The organism is Pseudonocardia abyssalis (assembly GCF_019263705.2).
GTDB classification, from domain to species: Bacteria; Actinomycetota; Actinomycetes; order Mycobacteriales; family Pseudonocardiaceae; genus Pseudonocardia; species Pseudonocardia abyssalis.
Window position 1 is genome coordinate 3,764,798 of sequence record NZ_JADQDK010000001.1, and the last position, 17,115, is coordinate 3,781,912.

Sequence of the window (17,115 nt, forward strand, 5' to 3'; positions counted from 1 at the left end):
ACAGCGTAGGGCGGCCGGCGCCCACGCGCTCACGACGAGGTGGCAGCCCGCGTCGAACTCCGTCGCACCGCGAGGGCGACGTCGACGGACGCGTCGCCCAGCGGCACCCGTTCGGCCTCGCCGCGCACACCGGGGGCGCCGCCGCCGGGTGGGCGCTGCGCGATCGTCACCGGGGTCGGCTCGACAGCCGGCACCACAGGCAGGCCCTGCTCGTGGGACCCCGTTCCCGCACCGACGTCGACGACCGTGCGCGCGGCGCCCGCCGCGGCCCGCACCGCGGTCGCCCACCGGGGGTCCGGTCGGCGACCCGCGCGTACCCGCGGCCGATGCCGTCGTCGAGCGTCAGCGACCGCCGGTCGTCGGGTCGATGGTGCGCCGCACCTCGCTGACGGAGTTGGCGGGGAACCCGCCGGCGTCGGCGTGGGCACGGATCTTGTCGGCGTCGGGGGCGACGTAGACGCAGTAGATCTTGTCGTCGGTGACGTAACTGTGGTCCCACTGGACGTCGGGCATGCCGTCGAGGACCTGGTTGCTGGTACGGCTGATGTCGTTGATCTGGTCGTCGGTGAGGTCGCCCGCTCCGGGCAGTTCGCGTTCGATCACGTACTTGGGCATGCCTCGACGCTATCCACGGTTCCGGCCGCGGTGCCCCCTCCGAACGGATGGTCCTCGTTCAGTCGTCATCACCCTCGCCGGCGTCGTCGTCACCGGCGTCGTCGTCACCCTCCTGCTGGTTCGACACGCCCGGGTTGTCGTCGTCGTCCTGAACGGGCGCCGGGCCGCAGGCGCCCGCCGAGGAGAGCAGGAGGGCGGCGCCCGCGAGGGCCGTCACGATGGTCCGCTTCATGGTGGTGTGTCCCATGTGCGAAGCCTGCCACGGGTGGTCGGTCAGTACCCGCTCCGACCCGTTCCCCACTCGGCGGGGTCGCACGCGCCCGCGGAGGAGAGCAGCAGGGCCGTGCCGGCGAGGACGGCGGCCCCGACCCGGACGATCGTGCGGCGGTGACCGTGCCAGTACGCCCGCACGCGGTCGCCGGGGCCCGGCCCGTCGGCGTCGTCGGCGGTGACCGCGTCGAAGACCCAGAACCGCAGGAGCAGGAACCGCGCCGCGCCGCCGAGGACGCTCGCCGCGGCGACCGTGACCGACTCGAGCAGCGGCGTCGGGGAGTCGACGGTGGCGTGCAGCGCGAGCAGCACCGCGGAGCTGTAGACGGCATAGAAGACGACCATGCCCGCGGTCTGCACGTGGGCCCGCCAGGCGTGGCCCTGCTCGCCGCTGAAGGTGAACCGCCGGTTGACCTCGGTGCTCACCAGCGTGCTCAGGACGAGCGCGGCGAGGTTGGCGGCGAGCAGGTCCCACCAGGTGCGCAGGAGCAGGAACAGCAGGGCGTTGACCAGCGTGCCGACGCCCCCGGCCACGACGTACCGGGACAGCTGGACGGCGAGCGGGTGCCGCTCGCGCAGCCGCGGACGCTCCGCCGCTGCCTGGTCCAGAACCGCGGTCACGCCGCCTCCTCACATCGATGTCCAGCTCATCACATCCACCGAGGTGGGCGCCGTCGCTCACCTGTGTGAACCCTGTGGTCCGGTGAACGCTGTGATCGACGGAAGATTTCCCCGCCGCGACCTGATCTACGCGTGAGGGCCCTCACCGGTTCGCTACAGGGTCAGGAACACGGTTTCCTGCTCGCCCTGCAGGTGGATGTCGAAGCGCAGTTCCCCCTCCCCGGCGTCGGCGGCGACGAGAGTGGTCGCGCGGTCCGCGGGTATCCCGGCGAGCAGCGGGTCGGCGGCGTTGGCCGCGACCTCGTCGGGGAAGTAGATGCGGGTGACCACGCGATCGAGCAGGCCGCGGGCGAACAGCGACACGTCGACGTGCGGGGCCTGGCCGTCGCCGATCGCCCCGGGCTTGACGGTGACGATCTCGTAGCCGCCGTCGGATCGGGTGGCGGCCCGTCCGAAGCCGAACGCGGGGTCGTCCAGCCGGCCGTCGGCGTCGGCCTGCCAGGTCTCCACCAGGCCGTCGGACACCGGATCGCCCGCGCCGTCGTACACGGTGCCGGTGATGCGGACCGCGCCCGGTGACCCCTCGGGTACCACGAGGTACCCGGTCGGCCAGGTCAGGCCGATGCTGAGGAACGGGCCGACGGTCTGGGAGGGCGTCTCAGGCATGGGGCTCCTCGAACGGGGTCTGATCGCCGCCGCGCAGCACGATGTCGAACCGGTAGGCGAGGGCGAAGTCGGGGCGGGTGGCCTCGAGGTCGAAGGTCGACACCATCCGCCGGCGGGCCTTCTCGTCGGGCACCGAGTTGAAGATCGGGTCCTGGGCGAACAGCGGGTCGTCCGGGAAGTACATCTGCGTCACCAGCCGCTGGGTGAACGCCCGCCCGAACAGGGAGAGGTGGATGTGGGCCGGGCGCCAGGCGTTGCGGTGGTTGCTCCACGGGTACGCACCGGGCTTGATCGTCGTGAAGCTGTAGGAGCCGTCGGACCCCGTCGTCACCCGGCCGCCGCCGCTGAAGTTCGGGTCCAGCGGGGCGGGCCAGTCGTCGCGGGCGTGGAGGTAGCGACCGGCGGCGTTGGCCTGCCAGATCTCGACCAGGCTGTCGGGCACCGCGCGGCCGTCGGAGTCGAGGACCCGCCCGAACACGACGATGCGCTGCCCGATCGGCTCGCCTGCGTGCTGGGTGGTGAGGTCGTGGTCGGACGGGCCGACGGGTCCGGTGAGCGCCGGGCCGGTGACCTCGGTCAGGCGTTGCCGCAGCACCACCGGCGCGTGCTCCGGGGCGCGCAGCGCGGTGCTGCGGTACCCGGGCGACAGGAGCGGCGGGTGCGTGCCGTCGGCGGCAGGGCGGTAGGTCATCAGACGCTCCCGTGGGGCAGGCCGACGTAGTTCTCGGCGAAGGTGGTGGCGGCGGCGCGTGAGCTGACGGTCTGGCGCAGCTGGGAGAGCTGCAGGCGTCGGTCGAATCCGTCGGCGTCGGGGTCCGTGTGGAGCATCGAGGTCATCCACCAGGAGAAGTGCTCCGCGCGCCAGACGCGGCGCAGGCAGGTGTCGGAGTAGGCGTCGATCCCGGCGTCGTCCCCGTCGCGCAGGTGGGAGCAGAGCGCCTCGGCCAGCACCCGGACGTCGGCGATCGCCAGGTTCATACCCTTCGCACCCGTCGGCGGGACGATGTGCGCGGCGTCGCCGGCGAGGAACAGCTTCCCGTGCCGCATCGGCTCGGAGACGAAGCTGCGCATGCCCGTGACGCTCTTCTCGATCAGCGGGCCCTCGTTGATCTCGGTGCCGAGGCGCACGTGCAGCTCGTCCCAGACCTGCGCCTCGGACCAGGAGTCGGCGTCGGTGTCCGGCGGCACCTGCAGGTACAGCCGCGTCACCTCCGGGCTGCGCATCGAGTAGAGCGCGAACCCGTTCACGTGGTTGGCGTAGACGAGCTCGTGGTGCGTCGGCGCGGCCTTGGCCAGGATCCCGAGCCACGCGAACGGGTACTGCCGGTCGTACGCGGCGTGCGGCACGGCCGCGCGGCTGACGCCGTGGAACCCGTCGGCGCCGACGATCACGTCGCACCGGAGCTCACCCCCGTCGAACCGGATGACCGGGTCGTCGGTGAGACCGTCGAGCACCACGCCCGATACGTCGAACCGGACGTCCCCGCCGTCGGCCAGGCGCCGGGCGATGAGGTCCTTGACGACCTCCTGCTGCCCGTAGACGACGATCCCACGGCCGGTGAGGTCGGCGAAGTCGATGCGGTGCTGCTCGCCGGCGAAGCGCAGGGAGACGCCCTCGTGGGGCAGGCCCTCGCGGTCCATCCGTTCTCCGAGGCCGACCTCCCGAAGCAGCTCGACGGTCGGGTGTTCGAGCACCCCGGCCCGTACCCGCTTCTCGACGTACTCGCGGCTGCGCGCCTCCAGCACGACCGAGTCGATGCCCTGGAGCGCCAGCAGGTGCGACAGGAGCAGACCTGCCGGACCGGCGCCCACGATGCCCACCTGTGTCCGCATGCCGACCACGGTGACGCACCGCGGCCCGCCCTCTCGACGGGCCTTCCGCTGGACGGAAGACTGGCCCGGTGACGGTCACGGAGCGGGCCCTCGGCGTGCTGGCGGCGTTCGACGCCTCGCACACCGTGCTCACCCTGACGGAGATCGGCAGGCGGGCCGGGCTGCCGCTGAGCACCGCGCACCGCCTCGTCGGCGAGCTGACGCAGTGGGGTGCACTGGAGCGCGGTGCCGACGGGCGGTACCGGATCGGGTTGCGGCTGTGGGAGGTCGGCGCGCTCGCGCCGCGGTCGGTGGGGCTCCGCGAGGCGGCGATGCCGTTCCTGGCCGACCTGCACGAGGTGACCGGCGAGAACGTCCAGCTCGCCGTACTCGACGGCACCGAGGTCGTCTACGTCGACCGGATCTCCGGGCGCGCGGCCGTCAACGTGATCACCCGGGTGGGCGGGCGGCTGCCGCTGCACGCGACGGGGGTCGGGCTGGTGCTCCTCGCGCACGCCCCGCCCGAGCTGCAGGAACAGGTGCTCGCGGCTCCGCTGCGGCGCTACACCGACCGCACGATCTGCTCCCCCACCGAGCTGCGCCGGGTACTCGCCGACGTCCGGCGCACCGGGGTGGCGGTGAGCGACGGGCAGATCGAGCTCGTCGCGCTGTCGGTGGCGGCGCCGGTGCGCGGGCCACGCGACGACGTCGTCGCGGCGCTGTCGGTGGTGGTGCCCGCGGCGACGTCGGACGCCCGGTCCTACGTCCCGGTGGTCCGCGCGGCGGCCCGGGGCGCCTCGCGCTCCCTGGCCGCGTCCGCCCCCTGACCCCCGGCGAGTTTGCCGACCCCGCCCGGCGAGTTTGCCGACCCCGCCCGGGGTCTTGTCCGGAGGCGGTCCGCGAACGGACATCACACCGGGCGGCGACGGCAAACTCGCGCGGGGTGTTGCGGGGGACGCGTGATGCGGCAACGATCCCGCCGATGGACGTCGTCGAGTTCCGCCCCACCCCCGAGCAGTACGCGTGGACCTTCGGCGGCGTCGCGCCGAGCCACCGCATCCGGCCCGGCACCGTGCTCAAGCTGTGGACCGAGGACGCGTTCTCCGGGCGGCTGCAGCGCACCACGGACATGCCGAGCCAGGTGCTGGACATGACGCAGGTCAACCCGCAGACCGGACCGTTCTTCGTTGAGGGGGCGGAGCCGGGTGACACGCTCGCGATCCACATCGTCGACCTGACGCCCGCGCGGGACTGGGCGGCGTCCACGACGATCCCGTTCTTCGGCGCGCTGACCCACCCGTACACGCTGCACGACCCGCTGCCCGAGCGGACGTGGATCTACCAGCTCGACCGGACCGCCGGGACGATCCGCTACGAGGCGGCGAACCTGCAGCTCGACCTGCCGCTGGAGCCGATGCTCGGCACCGTCGGGGTGGCGCCGCCCGGGCGCGAGGTGCGGTCGAGCCTGGTTCCCGACACGTTCGGCGGCAACATGGACACCCCGGAGATGAAGGCCGGCACCACCTGCTACCTGGGGGTGAACGTCGAGGGCGCCCTGTTCTCCGTCGGTGACGGGCACTACCGCCAGGGCGAGGGCGAGAGCTGCGGCACCGCCGTCGAGGGCGCGATGGACGTGACCCTGATCGTCGAGCTGATCAAGGGCGGCGCACCGGCGTGGCCCCGCCTGGAGCACGACGACCACTACGCCGTCGTCGGCTCGGCCCGCCCACTGGAGGACGCGTGGCGCGCGTCGCAGGTCGGGATGGTCGCCTGGCTCGGTGAGCTGTACGGCCTCGACCGGCTCGACGCCTACCAACTCCTCACCCAGATCGCGCTGTCGCCGCTGGCGAACGTGTGCGACACCAACTACAGCGCGCTCACCAAGATCGAGAAGCGGCTGCTCCCCGCCGCCGCCGCGCACGGCGGCATGCACGACCACCTGCGTTCGCTCTCGAGAGGACTGATCTGATGGATCTCCAGCTGGCCGGCAAGGTCGCGCTCGTCACGGGCGGGACGAAGGGCATCGGACGGGCCGTCGTCGAGGCGCTGCTCGCCGAGGGCGCCCAGGTCGCGTTCTGCGCGCGCAACGCCGCCGAGGTCGAGACCGCGGGGGCCGAGCTCGGCGCCACCGGCACCGCCCTCGACGTCGCCGACGGCGACGCACTCGCCGCCTGGGTGGCCGCCACCGCCGAGCGGTTCGGACGCATCGACGTGGCCGTCGCGAACGTCAGCGCGCTCGCCATCGGCCCGGGCGAGGACAACTGGAAGGCATCGTTCGACGTCGACCTCATGCACACCGTGCGGCTGTCCGAGGCCGCGCTGCCGCATCTCACGGAGACGAAGGGGTCGATCGTCGCGATCTCCTCGGTGTCGGGCCGCGAGGTCGACTTCGCCAAGGACGCCTACGGCACCATGAAGGCCGCGGTGATCCACTACGTCGCCGGGCTGGCGTTCGAGCACGCCGCGGCGGGCGTGCGGGCCAACTGCGTCTCCCCCGGCAACACCTACTTCCCCGGCGGCGTGTGGGAGGGCATCGAGGGCGGCAACCCCGACCTGTTCGCCACCGCGATGGGCCTCAACCCGACCGGCCGCATGGCCACCGCCGAGGAGATCGCCTACGCCGTCACGATGCTCGCGAGCCCGCGCGCGTCGTTCATCACCGGCACCAACCTCGTCGTCGACGGTGCCCTCACCCGCGGGGTCCAGTTCTAACCATGCGCGAGTTCCACGTCGACATCCCCCAGGCCGACCTCGACGACCTGCGCGACCGCATCGCCCGCACCCGCTGGCCCGAGGCGTCCACGGTGGACGGGTGGACGCAGGGCGTGCCGCTGGACTACGCCCGCGAGCTCGTCGAGCACTGGGGCGGCGCCTACGACTGGCGCCGCTGCGAGGCCGAGCTCAACGCGCTGCCGCAGTTCCGCACGCCGCTCGACGGCGGGGGCGACGACTCCGTCCAGGTCCACTTCCTGCACGTGCGCAGCAGGCACCAGAACGCGATGCCGCTGCTGCTCACGCACGGCTGGCCGGGCTCGGTGATCGAGTTCCTGGACGTGATCGACGACCTCGTGGACCCGCCGGACCCCCGCGACGCGTTCCACCTCGTCATCCCCTCGCTGCCCGGATACGGGTTCAGCGACAAGCCGTCGACGTCGGGGTGGGGCGTGGAGCGCATCGCCACGGCGTGGGCGCAGCTCATGGACCGCCTCGGCTACGACCGCTACGCGGCGCAGGGCGGCGACTGGGGCTCGATGATCACCTCGGCACTGGGCACCGGGATGCCGGAGTCCGTCATCGGCATCCACATCACGCTGCCGCTGGCCCAGCGCCCGCCCGACGGGGCGGTGCCGCCGCTGACGAAGGCCGAGGAGGCCGCGCTCACCGACCGGCGCTACTTCGAGACCCACCGCGCCGGCTACTCCGCCATCCAGGCCACACGGCCGCAGACGCTGGGCTACGGCCTGCTCGACTCGCCGGTCGCCCAGTGCATGTGGATCGTGGAGAAGTTCTGGGACTGGACCGACTCCGCCGGCCCCCCGGAGAACGTCATCCCGCGCGACCGGATGCTCGACGACGTGATGCTCTACTGGCTGACCGGCACCGCGGCGTCCTCGGCGCGGCTGTACTGGGAGAGCTACAAGCGCCGCAGGCTCGACCCGGTCGAGGTGCCCACCGGCATCACCCTGTTCCCCAAGGAGCTGTGGCGGCTGCCGCGGTCGTGGCTGGCCCGGCGCTACACCGACATCCGGCACTTCCACCAGCCCGACGTCGGCGGCCACTTCCCCTCGATGGAGCAGCCGGAGATCTTCGTCGACGAGCTGCGCGCGTTCTTCCGGACGCTGCGCTAGCGAAAGGTCAGCACCGACGCCGTGAAGCCGTGCAGGTGGTTGCGGCCACCGACCGGCCCGATCTCCCCCGCGGCGAAGAACCCGGCGACTCCCGCGTCCCCCAGCACGCGACGCAGGAGCGCCGGGTCGTGATCCGCCGTCTCGAACATCGTCGTTCCGCGGCCGTTGCAGGAGAACAACAGCGCGCCCGCGGCCGGTTCGGTGCCGAGCAGCTCCGCGAGGTCCTCACCCGCACCGGCCGCGTCGCGTACCTGGAACCGCACGGTCTGCCCCACCTCGACGAGCTCGCCGACCGACACCGCGCCCGCCGTCTCGTCGACGCCGGTGACGCCGCGGATGAGGAAGTCGCCGCGGCCGTGGTCGTCGGCGTACTCGTTGATCGCGACGCCCACGTGCAGCCCGCGTCCGACCAGCTCCTGCTCGGCCGGCGGCAGCGCCGACACGATCTCGGCGAGGCGCCGGTAGGCGGGTGACCCGGCCAGCTCGAGGAGCACGTTGCGATCGGCGCGCGTCACCACCATCGCGGGCCCGATCGGGCGGCACCCCTGGCTGACGACGGTGCGCACGCCCGCGTCGCCGCCGAGCACCACGCCGACGCCGCCGCGGTCGTGCACCTCGCCGTCGAGGAACATCCGGTTGGCCCCCGGCCCGCCCGGCGCACCGGTCAGCCCGCCGACGATCGGGAACCCGGGCAGCGCCGCGTTGCCGTGCTGCAGGAAGCCGCCGACCGGGAACGAGTACGGGTCGACGACGAGCGCCGCGACCTTGTCGTCGGACCGCGCGGTGGGCAGCCCGGCGATCCGCACCCCGCCCTCGGACTGCTCCGCGGTGAGGCGCACCGCACGGACCGTGGCCCCGGGCAGCACCGCCGCCCAGACCGCGACGGCGGGACCGTGTTCGACCCCACGGCCGTCGCCGATCACTCCGCCGGAGGTGCCTCCGACGCTGGTCCGGGCGCCGGCGAGGGTCATCGCCCGCCGCCCGGCCGCCTCCGCGGCGTCACTGCCGAGGCGGCCCGGGGCGACGAAGATCCACACCAGGTCGGGGACGGCTCCGCCGAGCGGGGCGAGGGCCTGCGCGACGGCGACCTCGGCCGCGCCCTCCAGGTCCGGGCCGACCGCGAGACCGTCCCCGAACCGCCGAGCCGCCTGCGTCATGTCACCCATGGTCACAGAAGCAGGGCCCGTCCACCGTTCCGAGCGACGGACGGGCCCCCGGTCACGGGGTCCAGGGTCGCTCCACGCGGTCCGCCCAGACGGCCAGCAGCTCCTCGTCGTGCGACACCGCCAGCACGCCCGTGCCCCGCTCCGCCTCCGCGGAGACGACGCCGACCAGCGCGGCCGTCGTCGACGCGTCGAGCATCGCGGTCATCTCGTCGCACACCAGGTAGCGCGGGCGCAGCACCAGGGCCCGGGCCACGCAGGCCCGCTGCAGCTGCCCGTCGCTCACCTCGTGCGGCCGCCGCCCGCGCAGCTCCGCGGTGAGCCCGACGCGGCCGTGCAGCTCGGACTCCCACTCCGCGTCGCGCCCGCGGCCGGTGGCGAGCAGCGGCTCGGCGACGATCTCGTCCAGCGTCAGGCGGGGGTCGGCCGAGAGGCGCGGCTGCTGGAACACCACCCCGATCGCCGTCCGCAGCTCGCGCGGGGCCCGGTAGCGCACGCCGCGGGCCCGCTGCCCGTCGATCGTGACCGACCCGGCCCACGGGGCCATGAGCAGCGCGAGGACCCGCGCGAGCGTCGACTTCCCGCACCCGCTCGCGCCCGCCAGCCCGACGACCTCCCCGGGGACGACGGCGATGTCGACGGAGTCGAGCACCCGCACGCCCCGCCGGTACCCCGCGACGACGCCCTCCGCCCGCAGCCCCGCACCCCCCACCCTGCGAGTTTGCCGATCGCGCCCGCTGTCTTGGCCGATCGCGTCCGCGCCGCACCGGCCAACACTCTGGTCGGGATCGGCAAACTCGGCGGAGGGGGTCACGCCGGCACCTCCGCGCACGCGACGGCGCGCTCGCCGCGCCAGATCAGAGTCGGGTCGGGGACGCAGGTGTGCAGGTCGGGGCGTCGGCGGTCGAAGCCGCAGCCGCCCGGCAGGTCGCTGAGCTCGGGCGGGTGGCCCGGAATCGCGGTGAACCCGCGGTCGGGCAGCGCGCCGAGCAGCCCGCGCGTGTACGGGTGCCAGGCGTCGGTGAACACGTCCGCGGCCGGCCCGATCTCCACGAGCCTGCTCGCGTACATCACGGCCACGTCGGTGGCGACGCGGCGGGCCGCGCGCAGGTCGTGGGTGATGAGCAGGACGGCGTGCCCGCGGGCGGCGAGGTCGGCGAGCAGGTCGACGGTGCGGTCGACGAGCGGGCGGTCCAGGCCCGCGGTCGGCTCGTCGGCGAGCAGGACGGGCGGGTCACCGGCCAGTGCCGCCGCGACTCCGACGCGCTGCGCGGTGCCCCCGGAGAGCTCGTGCGGGTAGCGGTCGAGCATCTCCCGCGGGAGGCCGACGTCGTCGGCGAGGCGGTGCACGGTGTCCATGCCCTCTCCGGGCTTGAGCGACCGCACGGTCTCCAGGAGCTGGGGGCCGACCCGGCGCACGGGTGTCAGATGGGTGGCGGCGGACTGCGGGACGAGCCCGACGCGGCGGCCGCGGACGACGTCGCGCAGGTGGGGCTCGCGGGCGTCGAGCAGGTCAACACCGTCGAGCTCGACCCGGCCCGCGACCTCGGCGTTCGACGGCAGCAGCCCCATGATCGCGGCGGCGAGCACCGACTTCCCGCACCCGCTCTCCCCCACCAGTGCGAGCAACCGTCCGGGTCGCAGGTCGAACGTCGCGTCGCTCACCGCGTTCACGACGCTGCCACGCAGGCGGAACCGCACCGTGAGGGAGTCGAGCCGCAGCTGCGCTGCCGGTGCGCGGAGATCCTCGCCACCTTGTCCGCTCACGGCCCTCACAGCCCCAGCTCCGAGCGGCGGCGCGGCAGGGTGCGGTCGCGCCACCAGGCCGCGATCCCGGCCACCGCCAGCGCGGACGCCACCAGCAGCAGCGCCGGGAACGTCACGATCCACCAGCTCCCGAGCAGCACCGCGGCCCGTCCCTCCCCCAGGATGTTGCCGATGCTCGCCAGATGCGGGGGCAGCCCCAGACCCAGGAAGCTCAGCGCGGTCTCGTGCCACACCGCGTGCGGCAGCAGCAGCACCGTCGACAGGGCGGCCTGCGGCACGATCGCCGGCAACAGGTGCCGGTACAGCACACGCCGGCGCGAGGCACCGCCGGAGATCGCGGCGTCGACGAACGGCCGGTCGCGCAGCGACAGCACCTCCGAGCGCACGATCCGCGCCACGCTCGTCCAGTGCGTCAGGGCGATCGACAGGACGACGGCGAGCACCGAACCGCGGTAGAGCGCGACGATGACGATGCCGAGCAGCAGGTGCGGCACGGCGTTGACGGTGTCGACCACGCGCATCAGCAGCCGGTCCGGCCAGCCGCCGAGCACTCCGGACACGGCCCCGAAGAGCGCACCGAGCACCGTCGACACGACGGCGCACACCGCCGCGACCAGCAACGACACCTGCAGCCCCGCGAAGCTGCGCAGCAGCAGGTCGCGGCCCTGGGAGTCGGTGCCGAACGGGTGGGTCCACGACGGCGGCAGCCGGATCGCGGTGTAGTCGACGGTCCGCTGGTCGAGCCCGCCCAGCCACGGGACGAGCACCGAGGCCAGCGCGAGTGCGACGAGCAACCCCACCCCCGCGACGAGCCGCGCCCGCGCCCGCGCACCCACCGCCCGCCCACGCGTCGTCCCGGCCCGGACGCGTGCGGCCGACCGCCATCGCGGTCCCGCGGTGTCGACCTTCTCCAGCAGCACCTCAGCGCTCACACCGACCTCCGCGAGTGTGCCGACGATGCACGTCGGCTCTGCCGTTCGTGCACGCTGCCCCGTACGCCGACGGCCAAGACGGCGTGCGCCTGCGGCAAACTCGCCGAGTGGCGGTGGCAAACTCGCGGGTCAGCCATCGGCCGTCACCCTCGGGTCGGCCAGCGCCACCGCGACGTCCGCCAGCAGGGAGCCCAGCAGCACCGCGGCCGTCGCGAGGACGGAGATCGCGGCCAGCATCGGGAAGTCGACGGCGAGCGCGGCCGTCACCACCGCCTCGGCGAGTCCCGGCCACGAGAACACCGTCTCGACCAGGACCGCTCCCGTCACCAGCTCGGGGATGCGCGTGCCCAGCAGCGTGACGAACGGCAGCAGGGCCGTGGGCAGGGCGTGCCGCAGCACGACGGTCCGCTCCGGGAGCCCCCGCGCCCGCGCCCCCGACACGTGGTCCTCGCCGAGTGCACCGAGCAGCGAGCCGCGCACGTGCAGGACGAGCCACGGCGTCTGCGACACCCCGAGCACCAGCGCGGGCAGCACGAGGTGCCGCGCCACCTGGTCGAACGTCGCGGGCGCTCCGGCGTCGGTGAGTCCCGCGACCGGCAGCCAGCCCAGCCCGAGGGAGAACACCGCGATCGCGACGAGGGCCAGTACGAAGGGCGGGATGCCCTCCATCGCGTGCCCGATCCCGGTGACGACCCGGTCGAACGCACCGCCCTGCCGCCACGCCGCGACCGTGCCGGCCACCAGCGCGAGCACCACCGCGACGAGCAGTCCGACGACGACGAGCAGCAACGTCCACGGCAGCCGCTCCGCGATCACCCGGCCCACCGGCTGCCGGAACGAGCGGCTGGTTCCGAGGTCCCCCGTCAGCACCCCGGACAGCCACCGCCCCAGCTGCTGGAACACGCCGTCGTCGAGCCCGAGACGGGCGCGGGTCGCGGCGAGGTCGGCCTCGGTCGCGGTGAACACGTCGACGCCGTAGTACTGGTAGACCGGGTCGAACGGCGACGCCGCGGCCAGCAGGAACACCCCGACGGCGACGACCACCACCACCGGGACGGCGAACGCGAGACGGCGGGCGACGAGCCACCCGATCTCGCGGGTCCGGGTCGTCACGCCCGCGGCGTCCAGTCCTCGACGTTCCACCACGGACCCCACGTCGTGCCGTGCGTGTGCGGGTCGACGACCTGCTCGTAGCCGTCCCACTCGTCGCGCGCCACGTAGGAGTGGTCGAGGAAGGTGAGGAACACGAAGCCGGGGGCGGCCGCGTAGTCGCGCTGCCACTGCTTCACCGCCGCGACGCGCTCGGCCGGGTCCAGCGCCCGGCGGGCCGCGTCCAGCCCGGCGTCGACCGCCGGGTTCACGTACGACGCCGGGTTGTTGAACCCGTCGCCGGCGTACGAGCTGTGCAGCAGCGGGTAGCTGACGAGGTCGGGGTCGAACGGCGAGCCGCCGCCGAGCACGAGCGCGTCGGCGCCCATCCGCGGCTCGATCGCCTCCCAGCCCAGTCCCTCCAGCGCCACGTCGATCCCGACGGCGCGGGCGTCGGAGGTGAAGCCCTGCGCGAGGTCGCGGCGGATCGTGTCGGTGGCCGGGTACATCAGCGTGAACCGGGCGGGCACCCCGTCGCGGACGCGGGTGCCGTCCGGACCGGCGACCCAGCCCGCCGCGTCGAGGATCTGCCCGGCCCTGGTGCGGTCGAAGGTGAACTGCGCGGCGGGCTCGCTGTACTCCGAGAGCACCTCGGGGATCGGGTTCGACGCGGGCGACCCGCGGCCGGCGAACAGCGCGTCGATCATGCCCTGGCGGTCGACGGCGTGGTTGAGGGCCATCCGGATCGCCGGGTCGGCGGTGATCGGGTTCGCGGTCGGCAGGGTGACCGTGCGGTAGTCGGCCGACGGGTGGTCGCGGACCGTGTACTCCGACCCCTCGAACGTCTGCGCCAGGGCCGGCGGCAGCACGGTGCCGTCGAACTCACCGGAGCGCAGCCGCTGCGCGCGGGTGTTGTCGTCGACCGCGAAGACGATCGTGATCCGCTCGACGGCGGGCGCCCCGCCCCAGTACGACGGGTTGGCCGTCAGCTCCATCGACTCGCCGCGCCGCCACTGCGCGAGCGTGTACGGCCCGGTGCCGACGGGTTGCGCCGAGAGCGGCGACTCCTCCGCGGGCGCCGGGGCGGTGACGGCCTCCGCGGGCACGATCCCCAGCGTCAGGCGGTGCGCGAACGCGGCGTCGGGACCGGCGAGGTCGAAGCGGACGGTCTGCGCGTCGAGCTTCTCGACGGCCGCGAGCGTCACCCAGTCCGAGCGGACCGACGACGCGAACGCCGGGTCCAGCAGCGCGCGGTAGGTGGCGACGACGTCGTCGGCGTCGAACGCGGAGCCGTCGTGGAAGGTGACGCCGGCGCGCAGCGGGACGGTCACCGACAGGCCGTCGGCCGCGGTCGTCGGCAGCGCCGAGGCCAGCGCGGGCTGCAGTCGGCGGTCGGCGTCGTGCGCGAGCAGGCCGTCGTAGAACTTCGACGCGCCCTCCACCCCGTAGCCGAGCAGCGGGTGCAGGCTCTCGGGCTCGTAGCCGTCGGCCAGGACCATGGCGGTGCCGTCCGCACCGGCCGCACCCCCCGGCGCGGTCGGTGCGGCGCAGGCCGCCGAGAACCCGACGAGCAGGACACCGAGGACGGTCAGGACGCGTCTGATCACGGGCGGACGGTAGACGCATCTGCCACTGATAGGCAAGAAGCACCGCTGGGCTGAAGCAAGCCTTAACGCCATACAATGGCAATGAAGAAGGGGTGGCTGAAACGTCAGAGATGCGGTTTCCCGCGCAGCCGGCCGGGCCGCGGCCACATTCGCGCAGAAGCGATCCCGACCACGTCCGCGGGCCCCAGTGTGCGCGAATCCGTGGAGCCGTCGGGGTTGTCCCCGAGCACCCACCAGCCGTCGCCGTCGGGGCGCACCGCCCGCTTCACCGACAGCTGCTGCGGACGCGCTGACCAGCGCACCAGCACCACGTCACCCGGTGCAGGCGCCGCGCCGAACCGGACCAGCAGGACGTCGCCGTCGCGGACCGTCGGGGACATCGAGGGACCGCGGACCGCGACCCGTCGCCAACGGTCCACGCATATCTCCTCGCCGTTCCGGGAACGTCCCGGGAGTAGGGTGACAGAACGAGATCGATCATCGAACGAGGAAGGACCCCATACAGATGCTGTCCCGTATTCTCCGTCCGCGGCTGGAAGCCACCGCGCACTGCGACCTCCCCTGTGGCGTGTACGACCCGGCCCAGGCGCGCATCGAGGCCGAGTCCGTCAAGGCCATCCAGGAGAAGTACCAGGGCAACGACGACCCCGCCTTCCGCGCGCGGGCCATCGACATCAAGGAGCAGCGCTCCGACCTGGTCAAGCACCACCTCTGGGTGCTGTGGACCGACTACTTCAAGCCGCCGCACTTCGAGAAGTACCCGGAGCTGCACGAGCTGTTCAACAAGGCCACCAAGGCCGCGGGTGCCTCGGGCACCAAGGCGTCGAACGACCCGGCCTCCGGCCAGGAGCTCCTCGACCTGATCGCCCAGATCGACAAGATCTTCTGGGAGACCAAGGCCGCCGCCTGATCCTCGGGCCCTCGACGGCGTCGACCGGCGGACTCGTTCCGCCGGGCGGCGCCGTTCGTCGTCCCCGGGTGGCCCGCGCCCGAGGACCCGGCGGCTCAGCCCGGCACGGGCAGGCACTCGGCGAGCAGCTCGACGACGTCGCGCCAGGCCCTCGCGGCCTGCCGAGCGTGATACCCGACGCCCGGCAGGACGGTCTGCCCGTACGAGCCGTCGGCCCACAGCGAGCCGTCCGGGGCGGTGGGCGGGTGGTGGAAGGCGTGCTCGGCGCCGCCGTAGACCGTGACGCGCCAGTCGACCCCCGCGGCCTGCATCTCGGCCGCGAACGCGTCGCGCTGCGCGGGCGGCTGGATCGGGTCCTCCGACCCCACCCCGGCCCACACCGGGCACCCGATGCGCTCCGCCTCGCCGGGTCGGCCCGTGATCAGCCCGTTGACCGTCCCGATCGCCCGCAGCCCGACGCCGTCGCGCCCGAGTTCCAGTGCGATCGCGCCGCCCGTGCCGTAGCCGATGGCGGCGATCCGGTCGGGGTCGGTCCGGGGCTCGGCCAGCAGCACATCGAGGGCGGCGTGGCCGATGCCCCGCATCCGTTCGGGATCGGCGAGCAGCGGCAGGCACCGCGCGAGCATCTCCTCGGGGTCGGCGAACCACCGGCCGCCGTGGATGTCGAAGGCCAGCGCGACGTAGCCGAGCTCGGCGAGCGCATCGGCCCGGCGGCGCTGGAAGTCGTTGAGCCCCGGGCCCTCCGGCCCGATCAGGACCGCGGGCCTGCGGTCGGCCCCGGAGGGCAGGGCGAGGTGCCCGACCATCGTGAGCCCGTCGGCGGGATACTCGACCGTGCGCGTCGTGACCGTCATGGGATGCGACGGTAGGGGTCGTCGAGGGCCACCGAGCCGGTGTTCACCGCCGGCGGAACGCGGGACCGGGTGGGAGGAGACGCGGATGGGCACGGCCGACGTGCGGCTGGACGACGAGCGCACGCAGCTCGACGCGTTCGTCGAGGAGTACCGCAGCGCCGTCGAGGCGACCGTGGACGGGCTCACCGAGGAGCAGGCCCGCCGCCGCCTCGTCCCGTCGTCGACGACGCTGCTCGGCCTGCTCACGCACCTCACGTGGATGCAGCGGGTGTGGTTCGAGGAGTGCGTCGGCGGCACGTCCCGCCGCGCCCTCGGCCTGGTGTCGAGCCCGGAGGAGTCCTTCCGGCTCACCGACGACGACACGGTCGCCTCGGTGCTGGCCGCCCACCGGGCCGCGTGCGCGACGGCCCGGGCGGCGGTGGCCGACCTGGCCCTGGACGCCGTCGTGACCGGGCACCGGTCCGGGCCGCGCACGCTGCGCTGGGTCTACCTGCAGGTGCTGCGCGAGCTGGCCCACCACTGCGGGCACGCCGACATCCTGCGCGAGCAGGTCCTCGCTCACTGAGACCCGGCCCGCACCCGCTCGGCCAGGGTGCGCGGGGCGTGCACGCAGAAGCTCTCGGTCAGCAGCTCGGCCAGCTCGGCGTGGTCGACGTCCGGGGCCAGCACCATGGCGACGATCGCGGACCCCCACGGCGCGGCGAAGAACGGCGGGCCGACGTGGTGCAGGGCGGCGAGCTCGGGCCCGGAGGACGAGAACGTCAGCACGACCGCCGGGCCGTCGGTGCCGGCCGCGCGGGCGTAGGCAGGCGGGCGTCCTGCGTCGATCGGGAGCAGGTGGGCGAAGGTCTTCCTCCGGATCCGCCACCGGACGCCGTGCCACGCCGGTTCCTCGTAGGCCTCGGGCAGGCCCGCGCAGACCGCCCGCACCGGCCCGAGGTACTCCTCCACGTCGGCCCCG

The 17,115-nt window shown here is 73.8% G+C and carries 22 protein-coding genes; 6 read left to right on the forward strand and 16 right to left on the reverse strand.

The features are described 5' to 3' along the window. Positions 1-29: 29 nt before the first annotated feature. From I4I81_RS18240 to I4I81_RS18270, 7 genes are all read right to left on the reverse strand, one after another. Positions 30-275: a class I SAM-dependent methyltransferase gene (locus tag I4I81_RS18240; RefSeq protein WP_218603567.1), complete on the reverse strand. Its 246-nt coding sequence runs from the start codon at positions 273-275 to the stop codon at positions 30-32. 67 nt (positions 276-342) lie between these two features. After that, the gene (locus tag I4I81_RS18245) at positions 343-615 is read right to left on the reverse strand and encodes a DUF4242 domain-containing protein (protein WP_218603566.1); all 273 of its coding nucleotides are present in this window, start codon (positions 613-615) and stop codon (positions 343-345) included. Between the two features lie 58 nt (positions 616-673). Further along, positions 674-862 (reverse strand): hypothetical protein, encoded by a 189-nt coding sequence (locus I4I81_RS18250; RefSeq protein WP_218603565.1) that lies wholly within the window; start codon positions 860-862, stop codon positions 674-676. A 26-nt stretch (positions 863-888) separates the two neighbouring features. Continuing rightward, a complete protein-coding gene (locus tag I4I81_RS18255; RefSeq protein WP_218603564.1) occupies positions 889-1,506 on the reverse strand; it encodes a GtrA family protein in 618 nt (205 codons plus the stop codon). 153 nt (positions 1,507-1,659) lie between these two features. Continuing rightward, positions 1,660-2,172, reverse strand: coding sequence for a protocatechuate 3,4-dioxygenase subunit alpha (gene pcaG / locus I4I81_RS18260; RefSeq protein ID WP_218603563.1), 513 nt, complete (start codon positions 2,170-2,172; stop codon positions 1,660-1,662). Next, entirely contained in the window at positions 2,165-2,863 is a 699-nt protein-coding gene (gene pcaH, locus I4I81_RS18265) for a protocatechuate 3,4-dioxygenase subunit beta (RefSeq protein ID WP_218603562.1), read from the reverse strand. Before pcaH ends, pcaG begins: the two co-directional genes overlap by 8 nt. Continuing rightward, positions 2,863-4,005 (reverse strand): 4-hydroxybenzoate 3-monooxygenase, encoded by a 1,143-nt coding sequence (locus I4I81_RS18270; protein WP_218603561.1) that lies wholly within the window; start codon positions 4,003-4,005, stop codon positions 2,863-2,865. The genes pcaH and I4I81_RS18270 overlap by 1 nt, the downstream gene beginning before the upstream one ends. Positions 4,006-4,073: 68 nt before the next feature. Between I4I81_RS18270 and I4I81_RS18275 the strand changes: the two genes are divergently transcribed. The 4 genes from I4I81_RS18275 (at position 4,074) to I4I81_RS18290 (ending at position 7,832) form a co-directional block, all read left to right on the forward strand. Further along, on the forward strand, positions 4,074-4,811 hold the full coding sequence (locus I4I81_RS18275; RefSeq protein ID WP_218616208.1) for an IclR family transcriptional regulator: 738 nt from the start codon (positions 4,074-4,076) through the stop codon (positions 4,809-4,811). Positions 4,812-4,966: 155 nt separating this feature from the next. After that, positions 4,967-5,953, forward strand: coding sequence for an acetamidase/formamidase family protein (locus I4I81_RS18280; protein ID WP_218605653.1), 987 nt, complete (start codon positions 4,967-4,969; stop codon positions 5,951-5,953). Beyond that, positions 5,953-6,696, forward strand: a complete 744-nt coding sequence (locus I4I81_RS18285; protein WP_218605654.1) for an SDR family NAD(P)-dependent oxidoreductase — start codon at positions 5,953-5,955, stop codon at positions 6,694-6,696. The genes I4I81_RS18280 and I4I81_RS18285 overlap by 1 nt, the downstream gene beginning before the upstream one ends. Positions 6,697-6,698: 2 nt before the next feature. Beyond that, positions 6,699-7,832, forward strand: coding sequence for an epoxide hydrolase family protein (locus I4I81_RS18290; RefSeq protein ID WP_218605655.1), 1,134 nt, complete (start codon positions 6,699-6,701; stop codon positions 7,830-7,832). Here I4I81_RS18290 and I4I81_RS18295 read toward each other — a convergent pair. The 7 genes from I4I81_RS18295 to I4I81_RS18325 form a co-directional block, all read right to left on the reverse strand. Then, a complete protein-coding gene (locus I4I81_RS18295; RefSeq protein ID WP_225924628.1) occupies positions 7,829-8,989 on the reverse strand; it encodes an FIST signal transduction protein in 1,161 nt (386 codons plus the stop codon). The genes I4I81_RS18290 and I4I81_RS18295 overlap by 4 nt on opposite strands. A 61-nt stretch (positions 8,990-9,050) precedes the next feature. After that, the gene (locus I4I81_RS18300) at positions 9,051-9,707 is read right to left on the reverse strand and encodes an ABC transporter ATP-binding protein (protein WP_218616209.1); all 657 of its coding nucleotides are present in this window, start codon (positions 9,705-9,707) and stop codon (positions 9,051-9,053) included. Between the two features lie 98 nt (positions 9,708-9,805). Next, positions 9,806-10,762 carry an ABC transporter ATP-binding protein gene (locus I4I81_RS18305; protein WP_226363444.1) on the reverse strand — a complete coding sequence of 319 codons (957 nt, stop codon included), beginning with the start codon at positions 10,760-10,762 and terminating at the stop codon, positions 9,806-9,808. A 5-nt stretch (positions 10,763-10,767) separates the two neighbouring features. Then, on the reverse strand, positions 10,768-11,694 hold the full coding sequence (locus I4I81_RS18310) for an ABC transporter permease (RefSeq protein WP_226363445.1): 927 nt from the start codon (positions 11,692-11,694) through the stop codon (positions 10,768-10,770). Positions 11,695-11,823: 129 nt separating this feature from the next. Continuing rightward, the gene (locus I4I81_RS18315; protein ID WP_226363446.1) at positions 11,824-12,807 is read right to left on the reverse strand and encodes an ABC transporter permease; all 984 of its coding nucleotides are present in this window, start codon (positions 12,805-12,807) and stop codon (positions 11,824-11,826) included. Then, a complete protein-coding gene (locus I4I81_RS18320; RefSeq protein ID WP_226363447.1) occupies positions 12,804-14,390 on the reverse strand; it encodes an ABC transporter substrate-binding protein in 1,587 nt (528 codons plus the stop codon). The genes I4I81_RS18315 and I4I81_RS18320 overlap by 4 nt, the downstream gene beginning before the upstream one ends. A 104-nt stretch (positions 14,391-14,494) precedes the next feature. Then, on the reverse strand, positions 14,495-14,809 hold the full coding sequence (locus tag I4I81_RS18325) for a S26 family signal peptidase (protein WP_226363448.1): 315 nt from the start codon (positions 14,807-14,809) through the stop codon (positions 14,495-14,497). A gap of 80 nt (positions 14,810-14,889) precedes the next feature. On the opposite strand from I4I81_RS18325, the gene sodN reads away from it, so the two are divergent. Next, a complete protein-coding gene (sodN, locus tag I4I81_RS18330; RefSeq protein ID WP_267461551.1) occupies positions 14,890-15,300 on the forward strand; it encodes a superoxide dismutase, Ni in 411 nt (136 codons plus the stop codon). 95 nt (positions 15,301-15,395) lie between these two features. Here sodN and I4I81_RS18335 read toward each other — a convergent pair whose 3' ends face one another. Further along, complete coding sequence (locus I4I81_RS18335) at positions 15,396-16,154, reverse strand: dienelactone hydrolase family protein (RefSeq protein WP_218604809.1); 759 nt, start codon at positions 16,152-16,154, stop codon at positions 15,396-15,398. A gap of 85 nt (positions 16,155-16,239) precedes the next feature. On the opposite strand from I4I81_RS18335, the gene I4I81_RS18340 reads away from it, so the two are divergent. Continuing rightward, positions 16,240-16,719, forward strand: coding sequence for a mycothiol transferase (locus tag I4I81_RS18340; RefSeq protein WP_218604810.1), 480 nt, complete (start codon positions 16,240-16,242; stop codon positions 16,717-16,719). On the opposite strand, the gene I4I81_RS18345 is transcribed toward I4I81_RS18340, so the two are convergent. Next, the gene (locus I4I81_RS18345) at positions 16,713-17,105 is read right to left on the reverse strand and encodes an MmcQ/YjbR family DNA-binding protein (protein ID WP_218604811.1); all 393 of its coding nucleotides are present in this window, start codon (positions 17,103-17,105) and stop codon (positions 16,713-16,715) included. The two genes, I4I81_RS18340 and I4I81_RS18345, sit on opposite strands and share 7 nt — an antisense overlap. Between the last annotated feature and the right edge of the window lie 10 nt (positions 17,106-17,115).

What these genes read in the sequence shown, in the direction of transcription:
- I4I81_RS18245 (WP_218603566.1), bottom strand. Translation starts at nt 615, where the DNA reads ATGCCCAAGTACGTGATCGAACGCGAACTGCCCGGAGCGGGCGACCTC.
- I4I81_RS18250 (WP_218603565.1), bottom strand. Translation starts at nt 862, where the DNA reads ATGGGACACACCACCATGAAGCGGACCATCGTGACGGCCCTCGCGGGC.
- pcaG (WP_218603563.1), bottom strand. Translation starts at nt 2,172, where the DNA reads ATGCCTGAGACGCCCTCCCAGACCGTCGGCCCGTTCCTCAGCATCGGC.
- pcaH (WP_218603562.1), bottom strand. Translation starts at nt 2,863, where the DNA reads ATGACCTACCGCCCTGCCGCCGACGGCACGCACCCGCCGCTCCTGTCG.
- I4I81_RS18270 (WP_218603561.1), bottom strand. Translation starts at nt 4,005, where the DNA reads ATGCGGACACAGGTGGGCATCGTGGGCGCCGGTCCGGCAGGTCTGCTC.
- I4I81_RS18280 (WP_218605653.1), top strand. Translation starts at nt 4,967, where the DNA reads ATGGACGTCGTCGAGTTCCGCCCCACCCCCGAGCAGTACGCGTGGACC.
- I4I81_RS18285 (WP_218605654.1), top strand. Translation starts at nt 5,953, where the DNA reads ATGGATCTCCAGCTGGCCGGCAAGGTCGCGCTCGTCACGGGCGGGACG.
- I4I81_RS18290 (WP_218605655.1), top strand. Translation starts at nt 6,699, where the DNA reads ATGCGCGAGTTCCACGTCGACATCCCCCAGGCCGACCTCGACGACCTG.
- I4I81_RS18295 (WP_225924628.1), bottom strand. Translation starts at nt 8,989, where the DNA reads ATGACGCAGGCGGCTCGGCGGTTCGGGGACGGTCTCGCGGTCGGCCCG.
- I4I81_RS18335 (WP_218604809.1), bottom strand. Translation starts at nt 16,154, where the DNA reads ATGACGGTCACGACGCGCACGGTCGAGTATCCCGCCGACGGGCTCACG.
- I4I81_RS18340 (WP_218604810.1), top strand. Translation starts at nt 16,240, where the DNA reads ATGGGCACGGCCGACGTGCGGCTGGACGACGAGCGCACGCAGCTCGAC.